The sequence below is a fragment of the Aeromonas sp. 600479 genome (genome assembly GCF_049175515.1).
Lineage (GTDB): Bacteria > Pseudomonadota > Gammaproteobacteria > Enterobacterales > Aeromonadaceae > Aeromonas > Aeromonas veronii_A.
In genome coordinates this window covers 13,587-30,311 of sequence record NZ_JAAKVF010000006.1, presented here as the reverse complement: position 1 = coordinate 30,311, position 16,725 = coordinate 13,587, and the positions used below count along the sequence as shown (strand labels likewise).

Sequence of the window (16,725 nt, the reverse complement as noted above, 5' to 3'; positions counted from 1 at the left end):
TTTGCGGGGGAGCAGCAAGCGCCTGAGCAATATTTCCCGAGTGCTCAGTTTGCTCAATCAGTATGGCAACACTCTACAAGGCCACCTGATGCATCAAGCCGAAGGGGGGCATCCTCTCTCGAGGCTTATTCCTGTGGCTTGAGGAAGTTGCGATAGAGCATATAGAGGTGGGCCGAGCTCCAGCTGAAGTTGCTGGCCCCCTGCATGGCGCCGGTCTCCGGATTGTAGTTTTCGCGGATGGGGCCGCTGCCCGCCAAGCCCTCAGCGTTGTTGAACAGCTTGTTGACCAGAGCCTCGGCATCGCTGCGGTAGCCGTAGTTTTCGAGCCCCTTCACCCCGAAGTAGAACTGATCGAGCCATACCCGGCCGCGCCAGTAGATATTGGGGTCGTAGGCCGGGTTGGTCAGCGCGGCTGTGCCCAGCGGGATCTTTGTGTTGAACTCCTGGGCGTTGAGCATCACCTCGCGCACCCGTGCCGCTTTCTCCTTGTCGGCGACTTCTGCCCAGAGCGGGCTCCACCCTTCCGGGCCACGGCCGCGGGCTGTCAGCAATTTGCCGACGCAGCCGTTGCCGTCAGCAACATCCCCCTGAGCAATCTGGCGATCGTAATAGAAGCCTGATGCCTCATCGAACATGCAGCTGTTGATGTAACCAGCCAGCTGGGTCGCGCCATCGCGGTAGCGGCTCGCGTCGTCCGGCTTGTCAAGCAGGTCGGCCATGTCTGCCAGAATGCGTTTCTCCTTGGCCAGGAAGGCGTTGAGCTCCACTGACTCCTGATCGATGGAGAAGCCGATCAAATCGCCATTGTCCTGATGGTTTTCAAAGAAGGCGACGTTCCAGTCCTGACGTGCCTTGGCCAAATCTCCGCCATAGGTCTTGTCGGCATAGCGTTGCAGCTGGCCCGGTTCGATAAAGCCGAAGCGGGCGGCGTTGTCCATGCCTGACTCCCAACCGGCGCCGTGCTGGGCACCGATATCCATGTCGCTGTACCCGCCCACGTTCAACACCTGTTGATAGAGCGGCATACCGGCGCAGGCATACCAGCCATCCCCCTCACTGGTACAGCTGGAGAGATCCAGCCCGGCGGGAATACCGTTGGAGTACTGCACTTTGAAGGTGATATTGCCGTACTCGTCGTTGTGCTCCACATGCTTGGTGGCGCCATATTCGATGATGCCGTTGCGGTTGTTGTCCCGCGCGCGGTACCACCAGTCGTGGTAGGCCTGCAGCTTGGGATACATCTCGGCGATAAAGGCCTTGTCCTTGGTGGCGCTGTAGATTTCCCAGATGGCCCAGGCGGAGAGGGGCGGCTTGGTGTCGCGCTCGTTCCAGTTGCCGCCATCGCCACCGCGATCCGCCAGCTTGTTGTAGAAGACGGCGTCGATCACCATGCCCGCATCCTGTGGTCGCACCGGATCATCCGGCTGTACCTGATAGTCATACATGGCGCGCACGTTGTTCTTGGCCACCTCCGGGTTGAAGTGTGCCATGGCATAGGCGTGCTTCCAGCTATCCCAGGCCCAGACGCCGTCGAACCAGCGTGCGGTATTGGAGGGGGTTACCCCGTCGTGGAGGATGGCGCCAGCCGGGGAGCGCCAGTTGCCGTTGAGGGTCTCCATCGCCTTGACGGCGATGCGACGCTCCGACTCGGGGATCCCCTGATTGGAGAGACCGTTGGCAAGGTAGCCCTCCCAGCGGCGGATGGAGTCGGCAAAATAGCTGGCCGGGTCGGCCAGCAGGGCCTGACGGCTCTGCTGATGGCGGCTGGCGTCATCTGCGGAGTGGAGATAGCTCTGCAGGGTGTAGATATCCTCGCTCCCCTTGGCGGCCAGGGTAATGCTGGCGTCACTTTGGTATCCCAGTGTCTTCTGGTCGAGGGTGGTGCGACTTGGCAGGGTGCGGTCGATGCGATAGCGGGCGCTGCCGCTCTGCATGATGTTCCAGGTGCTGCGCAGTTTGCCGAACTGGAATTCGATTCCTTTGTCGCTCTCGCTGATGGTGCGAGTCCAGCCTGGATATTTGCTGGCAATCGTATCCTTGGCATCCCATTGATTGAGCAACTCGCCCTGCCAGTTGAGGTTGAGGGTGAGCGGTGCATCGGTCTGATTGATGAGTCGGGTGCGGATAAGGGCGGTGCGGGCATCGCCATAACGCAGCTCCAGCTCCAGCGTAAAGGGCTCGAACTCGAAGCGTTGCACCAGCGCACCGGGAATGGCGTACACCTCCTGCTTGCGGGCGCTGGTGAGCGGGAACGGGCGGCCGCTCGCATCGCTCAGGGTGAGCTTGTCCAGCTCGCTGGCAAAGAAGAGGCTGTACTCCTCGGAGATGACCATGGGGCCGGTAAAGCCCCCCCACTCCTTGTCGCTGGCAGGCAGCAGGAAACCGTGCCATGCCCCCAGATCGAGCAGCGGGTTGTATTTGAGGTTGGAGTAGCTGTCAAAGTCGCGGAATTGGGTCGGTGTTCCCCGACGGTCGATCACGTCCTTGTACTGGATGGCCTGCTCCGGTTTGGCGACTGTGCTGCTCTCTGTCTGGTTATCGTTGCAGGCGGTCAGTCCGAACAGGGCGGTGCCGAGGGCTACCGAGAGTAAAGTTTTACGAAACATTTCTCGCTCCAATTCCGTTTATGTAGGTTAAAAGGAAGATTTTTTACGCTTATTTTTAGTGAAAAGGTGTTCGGTAGCCATTGTATGGCAAGGGGAAAGGGAGCGTTGGCGCGAGATCACACTCTGAAGAGGCGGCAATGTGAGCGGGATCACCGGGTTACATCAGGTTACATAAGATTGGATTTAAGTAATATTTTACTTGCCGTTGCTCGCCAATCTGGCAGGGCAGGTGTGCAGGTATTGGTGGGGCGTCAGGCCGAACTCCTGTTTGAAGCGGGCGGCAAAGCGGCTGGGGGAGTCATAACCGCAGGCGAGGGCAACCTCCAGCGGGGTCAGGCCCTGTTGCAACAGGTTGAGGGCGTGGCTCATGCGTACCTGAGCCAGCAACTGGCGAAAGCTGCGACCTTCGGCTGCCAGCTTGCGCACCATGGAGGCGCGGCTCATGGAGAAGTGGGGGGCCACTGCCTCCAGGGTGTGGTCGATGCCGGGTTCCACCGCCAGGTAGCGTGCCAGCCGCTCTGCGAGGGTCATGGTGCTGGCGGGAAAGAGCAACCCGAGGGCGTTGGCGGCCCGCAGCTCGGCATAGAAGCCGCGCAGCAGTTCGGCCTGGGTCGCCTCGCTCAGTCCCCGTTCGGCCATGGTGCTGATGAGCTCAAAGCAGAAGGCGAGCCCGGGGGTGACCTTGACGGCGGGTTCCTCCAGGTCGGCGTGGGAAGGGGCTGACTCGGCCAGCCATTCTGGTGGCGGCGGAGTGAGCAGCGTGATGGCGTGGGAGCGAAACTTGCCCTGCTCCGGCTGATTGACGAAGGTGAGCTGGTGGCCTGCCGGGATCAGCAGCCACCGCTCCCTGTCAAACGACAGACGTCGCTCGCGCCACCATAGTTGCTTGCTCCCCTGGGTGACCCATATAAGGGTCGGGGCATAGATGAGCACCCGGTGCAGGGGCTGCTGGCGGATCCCGAGATAGTGGCTCTGTTGCAGCAGGGGAGTGCTCATCCGGTTGGCTCCTAGGGGGTGACGAAGGTGGCGGTCAGGGTGGCTTTGCCGAGCGCCATGCTGTTGAGCATGTAGCCTACCATAGCCGGCGGGGTATCAGCCTTTACCTCGAGATCATGGGGCAGGGCCCAGGCGGTGAACTGATAGCGGTGCATGCCGTGACCAGCGGGCGGGCAGGGGCCGCCATAACCCTGGCTGCCAAAGTCGGTGCGGATCTCCAATCCCTGCTTGAGCTTGCCGGAGGCATTGCTGGCCAGTTCGCTCTGGGTGGCAGGCAGGTTAACCACCAGCCAGTGCCACCAACCGCTGCCGGTGGGGGCATCTGGGTCATAGGCGGTGATGGCAACACTCTTGGTGCCTGCCGGCAGATCCTGCCAACTCAGCTGGGGCGAGTGGTTGTCGCCGCTGCAGCCAAAGCCGTTGAAGCTGAACTGTTTGTCCATCAACTGGCCTTCGTGAATGTCCGTGCTCTTTAGGGTCATGGCAAAGGCTGGCATGGCCGTCAGGCAGAGCAGTGGCAACAGGGCACTCTGTTTGAGCAATTTCATCGGGTGACTCCTCGTGTGGTAACGGGTTCACTTTAGCGAGAGCAGGGCAGAATAATATTGCAGAACGGCTCAATGTGAGGTCGATTGTTGAGTTAATTGAGCCTTTGGGTGGTTTTTATGGCGATAAGGTAAATAGCAGCCATAAAAAAACCGGCATCAGGGATGCCGGTTTTTTGTTTGACGATAAGAGGTGCGGCTTAGCGCAGGATCATCTCGTCACGGCCCGGGCCGACGGAAACCATCGGAACCGGTACGCCGAGCAGCTCTTCGATACGCAGCACGTACTGCTGGGCAGCGCGCGGCAGCTCTTCGAAGGTGCGGCAACCGGTGATGTCTTCGCTCCAGCTTTCCATCTGCTCGTAAACCGGCTTCAGGGCTGCAGTTTGCGGCCAAATCGGGTTCTCGGTGTGGGCACCTTCGTAGGCCACGCAGATCTTCAGATCCGGCAGACCGGTCAGGCAGTCCAGCTTGGTCAGGGCCACTTCGGTGGCGGCTTGCAGCTCGACACCGTTCTTGGTGGCGACAGCGTCGAAGTAGCCGACATCACGAGGACGGCCAGTGGTAGCGCCGAACTCGTTGGTGATCTTGCGGAACTCGTCCTGGTTCTCCATGGCGGTCAGCAGGGTGCCGGTACCGACAGAGGAGCTGAATGCCTTGGCCACAGCGATGACGCGCTCCGGACGCAGACCCGGCAGACCGCCACCGATACCGGCGTAGGCGCCAGATACGTGGGAGGAGGTCACCCAGGGGTATTCGCCGTAGATCAGGTCACGGCCAGCGCCCAGCTGGGCTTCGAACAGCAGGGTCTTGCCTTCAGCCTGCAGCGCTTTGAGCGGCATGCTGACGTTGCACACTGCGTCGATCCAGGGTGCAGAGACTTCCAGCAGCCAGTCGGCCATCTCCTGGGCAGTCTGGGTGAATTCGAAGGAGGGGTAGATAGCCTTCATCTGCGGCAGTTTCCAGTCCAGCATGAACTGGATGCGCTCGACCAGCACGTCCGGCTGTTTCAGCCAGCCAACCAGGATTGCTTTCTTCATCACGCGATCGCCGTAGGCAGGGGCGATGCCCTGACGGGTGGAGCCATAGGCGCCGTCACCCAGACGTTGCTCTTCCAGGGTATCTTCCAGTGCGTGCAGCGGCAGGCAGAGAGTTGCGCGGTCAGAGATGGCCAGCTTCGGAGTCACGCCGGAGGCTTTGACTTCCTCGAGCTCGACGGTCAGTTTCTCGGGGCTGATCACCATGCCCGGGCCGAGGACAACCAGGCAATCCGGGTTGAATACGCCACTCGGAACCTGGTGCAGCTTGAAGGTGCCAAGGTCGTTGACCACGGTGTGGCCAGCGTTGTTGCCGCCCTGGAAGCGAATGCTGGCGCCAGCTTGACCTGCCAGATAATCCACGATGCGGCCTTTGCCTTCATCACCCCAGTTAGCACCTACGACTACGATAGACGACATGACTCTTTCTCCTAAGACGTTAGGCGTCCATCCTAGGAGCCTGATGCGGATTAGAAAAATTAATTATCTTTATAATTCCGATAAGAGAATCATATAATTATGGCCAATTTAGCGGCAAACCGTCCGATTTTGCCTGGCAAGCCCCGCACATTGCGGGTTGAGGGACTCTTATGCTGGATATTCACTGGTTGCAAACCTTTGTCACCCTGGCCCGATTGCAACATTTTGGCCAGACAGCCACCGAGCTGCACATGACCCAGCCCAATGTCAGCCTGCATATCAAGCGGCTGGAGCAGGCGACCCGGGTGCGGCTGATCGAGCGCAGCCCGTTTCGCCTGACGCAGGCGGGGGAGCGGCTGCTGCAAAGCGCCGAGCGCACCATTGCCGAGTTGCAGCTCTGCCAGTCCGATCTCAATGCCCTCAACCAGCTGAGTCAGGGGACGCTGGCCATCGCCGCCAGCGACATCATCTCCCGCCTGCTGCTGATCCAGCCGTTCCAGCGCTTCAAACGGGAGTTTCCCGGCATCGACCTCACCCTGTTCAACACCACTTCGGATCAGGCGGCCGAGCTGGTCAAGGCGGGCAAGGCGGATCTGGGTTTTGTCATGGCGCAAAAGCGCAGCGATCCGCTCTTCTATACCGAGCTGCAACAGGTGACCTGGTGCGCCCTGGGCCACGGCCTTGCCCGCTGGCAGGCGCGGGCGGTGGCGGGAGAGAGCGATCCCCTTGATGAGCCGACCCTGATCCTGCTCGGTCACGACACCCGCACCCGGGCGCTGATCGACCCGTCCCTGCCGCTGCTGGCCTTGCCCCCCTGCCGCATCATGGAGGTAGGCAGCGTCGACGCCCAGCTCGATTGGGCCGAGGCGGGCTTTGGTGTCGCCATCGTGCCGGACTTCTCCCTGCATCCGCGCCTCAACCTCACCGCGCCGGTCACCAGCCTCGGCGACTTTCCCGGTACCAGTCTGGGTTATGTGGTGCGCCAGAATCAGGTGTTGTCGCGGGCCATCAAGCAGTTGCTGCACTGGGTGGAGGAGGAGATCCAGAAGCCCAACCCCTATCTGACCCGGGTGATGGAGCCGTAGCTGAGCGGCAAGGTGAGCAGGCCTATCGGGGTGACTGCGCCGCCATCAATTGCGTCACTATCGAACGCGCGTAAACAATCAGGGCAGCCGAGGCTGCCCTGATGCATTTGTGGGAGCTGACTACTCAGGGTTGCAGCTGTGTGGCTGCGCTGGTAGCAGGGGAGGGAGGCGTGTCGGTTTTATCCTGCGGTGGGGTTTTGCCAGCAACCGCGCTGCTGGCAGGCTGGATTGCCTGCTCTTGCGGCGCAGTGGCTGCAGAGGCGCTTTGTGGCCATTGAGTCGACACGGCAGCCGATGGTGATGGAACCGTTGACGCTGCGGCAGAAGGGGCCACGCTCTCATCCTCTGTGGTTGGCACCATGAGCTCGGGGGTGACCTCGAGGGCCTCTTCGGGCAAGGAATTAACCTCTGTGGCTTCTGTTGCCACTGCGGCATTGCTGGTGGCGGTCGCGTCAGAGGGCGCTTCAAGGGGGGCAGTCGTCCCATCGGCGGCACTCACCTGCTCTGCCGTTGGTGCCGCCTCCGAGGTCGATGGTGCTGGTGTTAACGGCTCTGGTGTCAGCTGTTCCACAGTTAACTGTTCGGGGGTCAGTGGCAAAGGGGCTGGCGGTTGATCTGACATCCCCGCATGGAGGGGGAGCTCGGTTTGCGCCTGCAACTGCTCGGGGGTCACCTTGCTCAGGGCCGGATGCAACCGGCTGAACTGCTTGAACCGGGCCAGCAGGGTATCGCGCACGGTACGGACGATGGGGTCCGGCAGGCTGGCCAGCGCCACCAGTTCGGCACTCATTCCGATATTGTTGATGGCGGTGGTCTGCCCCGGATAGAGGTTGGCGGCGATGCGGCTGCGCTGGTAGTAGGGGTGTTTCTTGAGCAGCGTGTCGATCTGCTCCCCTTCGATAGGGATGAGGCGCACTTTGCAGCGGCTGAGCAGATCGCCGACTGCCAGACTGGGGTGACCGGCTACCACAAAAGCGGCATCCAGCGAGCCATCGCAGAGCCCTTCCAGCGGTTCGCTCTCCGACTTGAGCTGATAGGCAGCAAACTGCCCGGGTTGCCATCCCATAGCTGCCATCAGGGCCTGGCTGGTGATCTGCTCACCGGCGCCATTGTTGCCCGGGTAGACCCGTTTCCCTTCGATATCTGCCAGGGTGGTGATGCCGCTGTCGGGGGCGGCCAGCAGGGTCAGCGACTCCTGATAGAGGCGAAACAGGCTGCGCAGCTCATTGTTGGCTCCCTGCCCGCTGAAGGGACCGGTGCCGTGCAGGGCGTGGTGCAGTACATCGGACTGCACCAGCGCCAGCTGCACGTCCCCTTTGCCGAGCGCCTTGAGGTTGGCCATCGAGCCGCGGGTGCTCTGCACGGTGCAGCTGTCCCCATGGAGGGCATGGTCGGCATTGAGCACCCGGCAGATGGCGCCACCGGTCGGGTAGTAGACCCCGTTGAGCGGTCCCGTTCCGATAGTCAGCGCCTGGCTGCCAAAAGGGAGCAGCGCAGAGAGTGCACAGAGGGGGAGCAGAAGGTGATGCAAGATCCGTAGAGACATAATTGACCGTTGACTGAGTTGACCGCTGGCTGATGACACAGGGTAAAAGGGATGGGGCTTGCCCATCCCGTTGCTGGGCTGATCAGGGCTTGCTGTGGTTGAGGATTGCCCGCTCCATCCGCGCCAGCGCGTCGGTCAGTCGTGCCCTGGTGCAGCCGAAGTTGAGCCGCACAAACTGACCGTCGCCAAACTGGGCGCCGGGGGAGAGACCAACGCCGGCCTGCTCGAAGAAGGCGATGGGATCGGCAAGGCCAAGGGCGCATACATCGATCCAGGCCAGATACGTTGCCTGATGGTTGGCCAGCTTGACGCCGGGCCAGCGAGCCACCGCCTGCTGGATCAGGGCCAGATTGGCCGCCAGATAGTCGAGTTGCTCGGTCAGCCACTGTTCGCCGCCCTCGTAGGCTGCTTCGGCGGCGACAAAGCCCAGCAGGTTGACGTCGGCGCTGATGCCGCGCATTGCCTGCTGCAGCCTGAAGCGCAGACGGGCGTTGGGGATAATGGCGAAGGAGCAGCAGAGACCGGCGATATTGAAGGTTTTGCTCGGAGCCATCATCACTGCACAGCGCTCGGCCGCTTCCGGACTGAGGGCGCCGTAGGGAATGTGGCGGGCGTTTTTATCCAGCAGCAGATCGCAGTGGATTTCATCGGAGCAGATCACCAGATTGTGGCGCGCGGCGATGGCATCGATGGCCAGCAGTTCGTCACGGGTGAAGATGGTGCCGCCCGGGTTGTGGGGGTTGCAGAGCAGCAGCAGATCTGCGGCGGGGGCCTGACGCTCCAGCTCTTCAAGATCCAGCACCCAGCGACCCGCTTCCTCAATCATCGGCACGGTGAGCAGGGGACGATCATTGAAGCCCGGCGCCTGCAGGAAGGGGTAATAGACCGGCTTGGGGGTGATGATGCCGCGACCATGCTGGCTCCAGGCCTTGCAGGCGAGGTTGAGCCCCGGCACCACGCCTGGCAGGAATACCAGCCATTCGGGCTCGATAGTCCAGCCATAGCGGGTCGCCATCCGTTCGATAATGAGTTCGATCAGTCGCGGCGAGGGGCGTGAATAGCCGAAAATGCCGTGGGCGACCCGTTTGGTCAACGCCTCGATCACGGATGGGGGGGAGACAAAGTCGGTATCGGCAACCCACATGGGCAGCACATCCTGACCCTTGTACTTGTCCCATTTCAGGCTCATGGTGCCACTGCGGTCTACTTCCTGATCAAAATCAAACATGCGAACTCCTTGTGCTGGCAGGATGGGCTTTCACTCTACGGGGTCGCGGCCTCCCTCGCAAGGCGCACACCTGCTTATGCCATCCTTGAGCCCGCTCTTGATAGTGACATAAGATAGGCGCCGAATTTTCATACGGCTGCCGCCCGTTAGCCCGTATCGTCCTTCCAATCAGTGGTAACCCTATGAGCTTGTCGATAGCGGCGGTCAAACGCCCGGATCCCGTCTCTCTTTCATTTCTTGCCGTGACTTTTATGACCGGCGTCGCGGTGGCATTGCAGGTGCCTACCTTAAGTCTGTTTCTGGCCGAAGAGGTGCAGGTGCGCCCCTTTCTGGTCGGGCTCTTCTATACCATCAACGCCGTGGTGGGCATTCTGGTCAGTCAGTGGCTGGGCCACCGCTCCGACAACAAGGGGGATCGCAAGCGACTGATCCTGCGCTGCTGCTTTGCCGGGGTGGCGCTCTCCTTGTTGTTTGCCTGGAACCGCAACTACTGGCTGTTGGCGAGTCTGGGGGTGATGCTGGCGGCGCTGGCGGCCACGGCCAGCCCCCAGCTGTTTGCGCTGGCGCGGGAGTACTCCGACAGCCGCAACCGGCGGGCGGACATGTTCAGCTCGGTGATGCGGGCCCAGTTTTCGCTGGCCTGGGTCATAGGCCCACCCATCGCCTTCGCGCTGGCCATCGGCTACGGTTTTGAGCTGATGTACCTGGCCTCGGCACTCGCCTACCTGCTCTGTGCCCTGGTGGTGTGGCGCTGGTTGCCCTCGCTGCCACTACCCAAGCTGGCTGAAGAGAGCGAGCGGGTCAGCAGCTGGCGGGATCCGGCGGTGCGGGCGCTCTTTATCGCCTCCACCCTGATGTGGACCTGCAACAGCATGTACCTCATTAATATGCCGCTCTACATCACCCGGGAACTGGGGATGGATGAGAAGCTTGCCGGTATCCTGATGGGCACGGCAGCGGCGCTGGAGATCCCCTTCATGCTGCTGGCGGGTTACTACACGGCGCGCTTTGGCAAGCGCCCCATGATGTTGCTGGCGGTGCTGGCTGGCGCGGCTTTTTACACCGGACTGGTGACCCTCACCGACCAATACGCCCTGATCGCCTTGCAGCTGTTCAACGCCATCTTCATCGGTATCGTGGCGGGGATCGGCATGTCTTACTTTCAGGATCTGATGCCGGGGCGAGCCGGGGTGGCGACCACCCTGTTTGCCAACAGCATCCGCACCGGCTCCATCATGGCGGGGGCCATCGCCGGTGTGGTGGCGGAGGTGTGGAGTTTCCACGGGGTCTTTATGGTGGCGTTGGGATTGGCACTGGTAGCACTGGCCGCCAGCTGGCGGGTGCCCAACGTCTGACGGGGGATCTGGCTGTTATTTATCGTGCTGGGACTGGGCGTGCGGGAGCGGCGCTGATTCGCCCTGATACTCGTTACGCAGGCAGCGCAGCAGCAGCTCGGTCGCGGGGCCGAGGGATTCGGGGGAGAGGGTCAGCAGATAGGTGTAGAGGTGGCGCTCGTTGCCGCTTTCCAGAACCAGCTGTATGAGCGAACCTTCCGCCAGCTCCCGCTCCACCAGATGGCGCGGCAGCCAGGCATAGCCGAGGCCGAGGCGCAGCATGGCGAGCACTTCGTGGTAGTGGGTCGCCTTCCAGCCGGTATCATCCGCATCGTTCCAGTCCACCGAGCGGTGAATGGGGGGGTGAAGGCTGATCTGGTTGTGGCTGGTCAATACATCGTTGCGGATCGCCCCCTCCTCCTGTGCCAGCGGATGACTGGCGGCGCAGAGGGGCAGCAGGCACACCTCGTCCAGCAACAGGCCGGTGCGATCGCCGGGCAGGTGCTCGGAGAGCATCAGATCCCCCGGTTGCAGGGCGTTGAAGTGGCAGTGAATGCGTTCGTGCAGGTTGACCCGGCAACCCCGACTGCGAGGATAGAAGCTGGCCAGCGCCCGATAGAGGCGATCCCTTGGCTGCAGCGCCGAGACATAGAGGTTGATCTGCGGCTCCCACTGCCGCTCCAGGTTGTTGGCCAGATTCTCCAGCTCTTCCACCTGCTGGCTCAACTGACGGGCCCGCTTGAGGAAGATCTCGCCCGCCGGTGTCAGCACTGCCTTGCGGCCGCGCACCTCCAGCAAGGGCACCCCCAGACTCTGCTGCAACTTCGCAACCGCATGATTGAGGGAGGACTGGCTCTTGTTCAGCGCCTCGGCCGCCTGGGCGTAGCCGCCGCAGTCGACCACCGCCTGAAAGATCCGCCATTGCTCAAACGTGCTCTTGGGACGAAACATAGTTCAACCTGATTGGAGATAGGATGGTCAGTGGTTCGAACAGGGAGCCTGTGCCCCCTATTCAATTTAACCCTTGCCGCACAACACTCTGGGTATTTTATTGATTTATTTGGGCTGATACGCCTGTTTATTTTGGCTGAGCCACAAAGGTCTGGCCGGTTTTGCCGCGGCTGTCCGACCCCATCAGGTAGAGGTAGAGCGGCATCAGGTCGGCCGGGGTCTTGAGGTTCATGGGATCTTCCGCCGGGAAGGCGCTGGCGCGCATCTTGGTGCGGGTACCGCCCGGATTGAGGGTGTTGACCCGCACGCCTGTGTTCTCCAGCTCGTCGGCCAGCACTTCCATCATCCCCTCGATGGCAAATTTGGAGATGGCATAGGTGCCCCAGTAGGCGCGCCCTTTGCGTCCCACGCTGGAGGAGGTGTAGACGATGGAGGCATCGCCCTGCGCCTTGGCGGTCTGGCGCAGCAGCGGCAGCAGTGCCTGGGTCAGCAGGAATTCCGATTTGACGTTGACCTGCATCACCTCGTCCCACTCCTTCTCCTGAATATGTTCAAACGGAGAGAGGGTACCGAGCAGACCGGCGTTGAACAGCACGCCGTCGAGGCGGCCAAACTGCTGGGCGAAGGTTTCGGCCATGCCGCGGTAGTGGGCGGCGGTGGCCCCTTTCAGATCCACCGGCACGATGGCGGGCAGCGGATAACCGGCCGCTTCAATCTGGTCATACACGGCTTCGAGTTTGGCGCTGGTGCGGCCGAGCAGGATCACGGTGGCACCGTGGGCGGCGTAGGTGAGGGCGGCTTCGCGGCCGATCCCGTCGCCGGCACCGGTGACCAGAATGACTTTATCCTTGAGCAGATCGCGGGGTGCCTGATAATCGAGCATGACAACTCCTGTTAACAAATTCCGGCCATAAGTGCATGGCAATCGGCGCCAAGTGTACTGATCCGCGCGCCTGTTTGACCAGCCAGCGGCAAGAAAAATGTGAAGAAAATAGAGAGGTTGTGATGCTCTGGTTGGTTTTTCCGGGCACTGGCTGCGATTTTTTGCGCGCATTCACCAAACTCCCTAGAATGTGACGAAAACCGATCCATTCTGGAGTCCATCGTGACATTTCTGACCGAATATGGCCTGTTTCTGGCCAAGACAGTGACCTTTCTGCTGGCCATCGGCGCCATCATCCTGATGATCGTCAGCACTCGCCAGCCGAAAGCGCGCAAGGGTGAGCTGGTGGTGACCGATCTCTCGAGCGAGCTGGAACAGGGGCAATTTGCCCTCAAGAGTGCGCTGGCCAGCAAGGCTGAGCGCAAGGTGATGGAAAAGCAGCAGAAGGAAGAGCAGAAAAAACGCACCAAGGCCGGTGATGAGCGAAGCCGCCTGTTCGTGCTCGATTTCAACGGCAGCATGGATGCCAAAGAGGTGGCCTCCCTGCGCGAGGAGGTGAGCGCGGTGATTGGCGTCGCCCAGCCCGGCGACGAGGTGCTGCTGCGGCTCGAATCCGGTGGTGGCGTAGTGCATGGTTACGGCTTGGCCGCTTCCCAGCTGCAGCGGCTGCGCGATCGTGACATCAAGCTCACCGTGGCTATCGACAAGGTGGCGGCGAGTGGCGGCTACATGATGGCCTGCGTGGCGGACAAGATCCTGGCTGCCCCCTTTGCCATCGTCGGCTCCATCGGGGTGATCGCCCAGATGCCGAACTTCAACAAGTTGTTGAAAAAGCACGATATCGAATTCGAGATGCACACCGCCGGTCAATACAAGCGCACCATCACCATGTTCGGCGAGAACGACGATCTGGGGCGCGAGAAGTTTCGCGAGGAGCTGGCGGCGATCCACGAGCGCTTCAAGGCCTTTGTGGCCGAGCACCGTCCGCAACTCGATATCGATCGGGTCACGACCGGTGAGCACTGGCTGGCGAGTCAGGCCAAGGGGCTGGGGCTGGTGGATACCCTCTGCACCAGCGATGACTACCTGCTGGCGCAGGCCAGCCACCACAAGGTGATCGGCATCAGCTATCGCAAGCCAAAAAGCCTGACCCAGAAGCTGGGGCAGCAGGGCGCGCAGGCGCTCGAGGCAGGACTTGGGCGGCTGTGGCAGCAGAGCCCCTGGCGCTAAGCCTGGCCCTCTGGCGTTAGCCAGAGGGAAATCCCGCGATAAAAAGGCCAGCCGATGCCCATCGGCTGGCCTTTTTGCATCCGGTTGCACCTTGCGGGTGAGCAAAGGTTGTTTCTATTGAGGCCCTCTGTTACAACTGAATGCTTTCCCCGTTTATGACAGGATCTTGTGGTAAGAACTGCGGGGCATGGAGCATAGCGATGTCATGGAGCACCTTCAGGCAATTTACCCCGTTGGTCTGGATCGTCATTCTGGGCACCTTCATGGTGCGCACCAGCTACTACATGGTGTGGCCCTTCCTCTCCATTCTGCTCTATCGGGAGTATGACCTTTCGGCCACCTTCATCGGCCTGTTGCTGGGTGGCTCGATGGCCCTCTCTACCCTGGTCAGTTTCTACGGCGGCTGGCTCTCTGATCGCTTCGGGCGGCGCAGCATACTGCTGGCCGGTTGTCTGGTGGCGATGATCTGTTTCGGTCTGCTCGGTTTCTCCCATGCGGTGTTCTGGCTCGGGATAGGGGTGATGGGCAGCGGCCTCTCGTCGGGGCTCATCGATGCCCCCGGCAAGGCGCTGATGGCCGACAGTCTGGCCTCGGCCAAGGCGCGGGAGCTGGCACTGCACCTGCGCTATTTTCTGCTCAACCTGGGGGCGGCGCTGGGGCCGCTGCTCGGGGTGACCCTCGGGATCAACGCCCAGCAGGAGACCTTCCTGTTTCTGGTGGTGAGCTATTTGCTGCTGGCGCTGGCCTTTGGCTGGGGCTTTCGCCGGGCTGGCAGCACAGGCAAGCCGGGGACTGCCGGGCCCGGCTTGCGGGATGCAATCAAGGTGTTGCTGGCGGATCGCGCCTTCCTGTTGCTGGTGATGGCCAATCTCCTGATGGTGCTGGTCTACTCCCAGTTTCACTCACCGCTGGTGCAGTACCTGACCCGGGCCGGTATGCCGCAGGTGGCCGAGCTGGTTGCTCTGCTGGTGGCGACCAATGCCCTGACCGTGGTGCTGCTGCAGTTTCCGCTGCTGCGCTTGTTGTCACGCTGGCCGGTGCGGGTACGGCTTCATATCGGCATGGCGCTCTTTCTGGCGGCCCAGCTGCTCTTCGCGCTGGGGGACCCGATGGTGCGCAGCCACTGGTTTGGCGCTGTTCTGCTGCTCAGCATCGGCGAGACCATCCTGTTCCCCCTGCTCAACGTGCTGATCGATCAGATGGCCCCCGCTCATCTCAAGGGGAGCTACTTTGGTGCCAGCGCACTGGCCGGGTTGGGAGGGGCCGCCGGCGCGCTGCTGGGAGGCTGGATCCTCGAACAGTGGAGCGGTCAGCTGCTCTATGTGCTGATGGCGCTGCTCTGTGTGGTCACTCTTTCGTTGTATGAGTCGGGTGCTCGTTATAGCGCTCGACACAAGGAGGGGGTTGGCAAGGCGGTATGACGCCCGAGCTACCTGTGATGTTCCTACTTGAGTGCTAAATATCAGCCTGAAATCCCTCTAACGGGATGAAAGGCAGTCAACAAGGCCACGCTGGCTGACCTTGTGTATTGAGATGTTTCGGAGGAAAACGCCGTTCAGCTGGTCCGGCGCGGATAGTGGTTGCCTCGATGGAGTCCTCTGTTGCAACTCCCCTTTTTGCCACTGATTATTTGACCCACGCGCCACGGAGTCTTGCTATGCCATGGAATACCCTCAGGCAATTTCCCCTGCTGGTCTGGATCGTCATTCTGGGCACCTTTATGGTGCGTACCAGTTTTTTCATGGTCTGGCCTTTCCTCTCCATCCTGCTGTATCGGGAGTATGACCTCTCCGCTTCCGGCATCGGGATGTTGCTAGGTGGCGCGGCAGTGCTTTCCAATCTGATCGGCTTCGACGTGGGGTGGCTTTCCGACAAGATTGGCCGCGGCGCCATTTTGCTGCTGGGCTGTACGGTGTCGTGTGGAGCCTACCTGCTGCTTGGTTTTGGCCACTCTCTTTGGCTGATCGCACTGGGGGTGTTTGGCTCAGGGCTTTCCTATGCCTTTATCGATACCCCGGGCAAGGCGCTGATGGGCGATCAGCTGCCCCAGAAAGCGCAGCGAGAGCTGGCTCAACACCTGCGCTACTTCCTGCTCAATGTGGGGGCAGGGGTGGGGCCCTTGATTGGCGTGATGTTTGGGCTGGGGGCGCGGCAGGAGACCTTCTTGGTGACCGCGGTGAGCTACGGCTTGCTGGGGCTTGCATTTTTGTTCGGGTTTCGTCGTGCTTGCGCCAGTCAGCCTGCTGCCGGGCTCACGCTGGGGACCATGCTCAGGGTGTTGGCACAGGATCGGGCCTTTATGCTGTTTATCCTCGCTAACTTGCTGATGATGCTGGTCTATGCCCAGGTGGAGTCGCCGCTTATTCAATATTTGACCCGGGCCGGTGCACCTGAGGTCGAGACCCTGGTGGCGTTGCTGGTGGCGACCAATGCGGTCACCATCATCACCCTGCAGTTTCCGCTGTTACATGTGACCCGGCGCTGGCGGGTGAGTCTGCGGTTACGGTTCTCCATTCTGTTGATGGCGGCGGCCCAGGTGCTGTTCGCCCTGTCGAACCCGGCATTGCATTGGCCCTGGTTGATGGCTGTGTTTTTGCTAAGTGTCGGGGAAGCGGTGCTCTTTCCGCTCTTTAACGTGCTGATCGACGAGATGGCGCCCCCTCACCTCAAGGGGAGTTACTTCGGTGCCAGTGCTCTTGCCGGACTTGGCTGGGCGCTTGCCCCCTTGGTGGGGGGCTGGCTGTTGCAAGTATGGGGAGGGCCAGCGCTGTTTGTCGTGATGGCGGGGATCTGTGTGCTGGTGTTCGCCCTGTACGGAGCGGGTAACCGGGAGGCCAGGAGTCTGACCTGCCCGGTGAAGTAAC

Annotated in this window: 13 protein-coding genes; 5 read left to right on the top strand and 8 right to left on the bottom strand. The window is 61.3% G+C overall.

The window, feature by feature from the left end; genetic code table 11:
• Positions 1-125 precede the first annotated feature (125 nt).
• The 4 genes from ygjK to G5149_RS08745 all read right to left on the bottom strand — a co-directional run bounded on the left by ygjK (position 126) and on the right by G5149_RS08745 (position 5,604).
• Positions 126-2,606, bottom strand: coding sequence for an alpha-glucosidase (gene ygjK / locus G5149_RS08760; protein WP_216978246.1), 2,481 nt, complete (start codon positions 2,604-2,606; stop codon positions 126-128).
• 195 nt (positions 2,607-2,801) lie between these two features.
• On the bottom strand, positions 2,802-3,602 hold the full coding sequence (locus G5149_RS08755; protein WP_042082583.1) for a helix-turn-helix transcriptional regulator: 801 nt from the start codon (positions 3,600-3,602) through the stop codon (positions 2,802-2,804).
• An 11-nt stretch (positions 3,603-3,613) separates the two neighbouring features.
• Positions 3,614-4,150, bottom strand: a complete 537-nt coding sequence (locus G5149_RS08750; RefSeq protein WP_005353872.1) for a YbhB/YbcL family Raf kinase inhibitor-like protein — start codon at positions 4,148-4,150, stop codon at positions 3,614-3,616.
• 197 nt (positions 4,151-4,347) lie between these two features.
• Complete coding sequence (locus tag G5149_RS08745) at positions 4,348-5,604, bottom strand: adenylosuccinate synthetase (RefSeq protein WP_005347796.1); 1,257 nt, start codon at positions 5,602-5,604, stop codon at positions 4,348-4,350.
• 170 nt (positions 5,605-5,774) lie between these two features.
• On the opposite strand from G5149_RS08745, the gene G5149_RS08740 reads away from it, so the two are divergent.
• A complete protein-coding gene (locus tag G5149_RS08740; protein ID WP_337072411.1) occupies positions 5,775-6,689 on the top strand; it encodes a LysR family transcriptional regulator in 915 nt (304 codons plus the stop codon).
• Between the two features lie 124 nt (positions 6,690-6,813).
• On the opposite strand, the gene G5149_RS08735 is transcribed toward G5149_RS08740, so the two are convergent.
• Entirely contained in the window at positions 6,814-8,235 is a 1,422-nt protein-coding gene (locus tag G5149_RS08735) for a TAXI family TRAP transporter solute-binding subunit (protein WP_337072410.1), read from the bottom strand.
• Between the two features lie 82 nt (positions 8,236-8,317).
• Complete coding sequence (locus G5149_RS08730; RefSeq protein WP_421212268.1) at positions 8,318-9,463, bottom strand: MalY/PatB family protein; 1,146 nt, start codon at positions 9,461-9,463, stop codon at positions 8,318-8,320.
• Between the two features lie 182 nt (positions 9,464-9,645).
• Between G5149_RS08730 and G5149_RS08725 the strand changes: the two genes are divergently transcribed.
• Entirely contained in the window at positions 9,646-10,818 is a 1,173-nt protein-coding gene (locus G5149_RS08725) for an MFS transporter (RefSeq protein ID WP_064335729.1), read from the top strand.
• A 15-nt stretch (positions 10,819-10,833) separates the two neighbouring features.
• On the opposite strand, the gene G5149_RS08720 is transcribed toward G5149_RS08725, so the two are convergent.
• Both G5149_RS08720 and G5149_RS08715 read right to left on the bottom strand, forming a co-directional pair.
• Complete coding sequence (locus tag G5149_RS08720; RefSeq protein WP_421212267.1) at positions 10,834-11,748, bottom strand: LysR family transcriptional regulator; 915 nt, start codon at positions 11,746-11,748, stop codon at positions 10,834-10,836.
• Between the two features lie 127 nt (positions 11,749-11,875).
• Entirely contained in the window at positions 11,876-12,631 is a 756-nt protein-coding gene (locus G5149_RS08715; RefSeq protein WP_005334909.1) for a YciK family oxidoreductase, read from the bottom strand.
• Between the two features lie 222 nt (positions 12,632-12,853).
• Here G5149_RS08715 and sohB point away from each other — a divergent pair, with 222 nt between their 5' ends.
• The 3 genes from sohB to G5149_RS08700 all read left to right on the top strand — a co-directional run bounded on the left by sohB (position 12,854) and on the right by G5149_RS08700 (position 16,724).
• A complete protein-coding gene (sohB, locus tag G5149_RS08710; RefSeq protein ID WP_421212266.1) occupies positions 12,854-13,861 on the top strand; it encodes a protease SohB in 1,008 nt (335 codons plus the stop codon).
• A 200-nt stretch (positions 13,862-14,061) separates the two neighbouring features.
• The gene (locus tag G5149_RS08705) at positions 14,062-15,282 is read left to right on the top strand and encodes an MFS transporter (RefSeq protein ID WP_421212265.1); all 1,221 of its coding nucleotides are present in this window, start codon (positions 14,062-14,064) and stop codon (positions 15,280-15,282) included.
• Between the two features lie 236 nt (positions 15,283-15,518).
• Entirely contained in the window at positions 15,519-16,724 is a 1,206-nt protein-coding gene (locus G5149_RS08700) for an MDR family MFS transporter (protein ID WP_216978254.1), read from the top strand.
• Position 16,725 lies beyond the last annotated feature (1 nt).

Bases quoted from the DNA above. Each gene is read 5' to 3' on its own strand.
- ygjK (WP_216978246.1), bottom strand. From the start codon at position 2,606: ATGTTTCGTAAAACTTTACTCTCGGTAGCCCTCGGCACCGCCCTGTTC.
- G5149_RS08755 (WP_042082583.1), bottom strand. From the start codon at position 3,602: ATGAGCACTCCCCTGCTGCAACAGAGCCACTATCTCGGGATCCGCCAG.
- G5149_RS08750 (WP_005353872.1), bottom strand. From the start codon at position 4,150: ATGAAATTGCTCAAACAGAGTGCCCTGTTGCCACTGCTCTGCCTGACG.
- G5149_RS08745 (WP_005347796.1), bottom strand. From the start codon at position 5,604: ATGTCGTCTATCGTAGTCGTAGGTGCTAACTGGGGTGATGAAGGCAAA.
- G5149_RS08740 (WP_337072411.1), top strand. From the start codon at position 5,775: ATGCTGGATATTCACTGGTTGCAAACCTTTGTCACCCTGGCCCGATTG.
- G5149_RS08735 (WP_337072410.1), bottom strand. From the start codon at position 8,235: ATGTCTCTACGGATCTTGCATCACCTTCTGCTCCCCCTCTGTGCACTC.
- G5149_RS08730 (WP_421212268.1), bottom strand. From the start codon at position 9,463: ATGTTTGATTTTGATCAGGAAGTAGACCGCAGTGGCACCATGAGCCTG.
- G5149_RS08725 (WP_064335729.1), top strand. From the start codon at position 9,646: ATGAGCTTGTCGATAGCGGCGGTCAAACGCCCGGATCCCGTCTCTCTT.
- G5149_RS08720 (WP_421212267.1), bottom strand. From the start codon at position 11,748: ATGTTTCGTCCCAAGAGCACGTTTGAGCAATGGCGGATCTTTCAGGCG.
- G5149_RS08715 (WP_005334909.1), bottom strand. From the start codon at position 12,631: ATGCTCGATTATCAGGCACCCCGCGATCTGCTCAAGGATAAAGTCATT.
- G5149_RS08705 (WP_421212265.1), top strand. From the start codon at position 14,062: ATGTCATGGAGCACCTTCAGGCAATTTACCCCGTTGGTCTGGATCGTC.
- G5149_RS08700 (WP_216978254.1), top strand. From the start codon at position 15,519: ATGCCATGGAATACCCTCAGGCAATTTCCCCTGCTGGTCTGGATCGTC.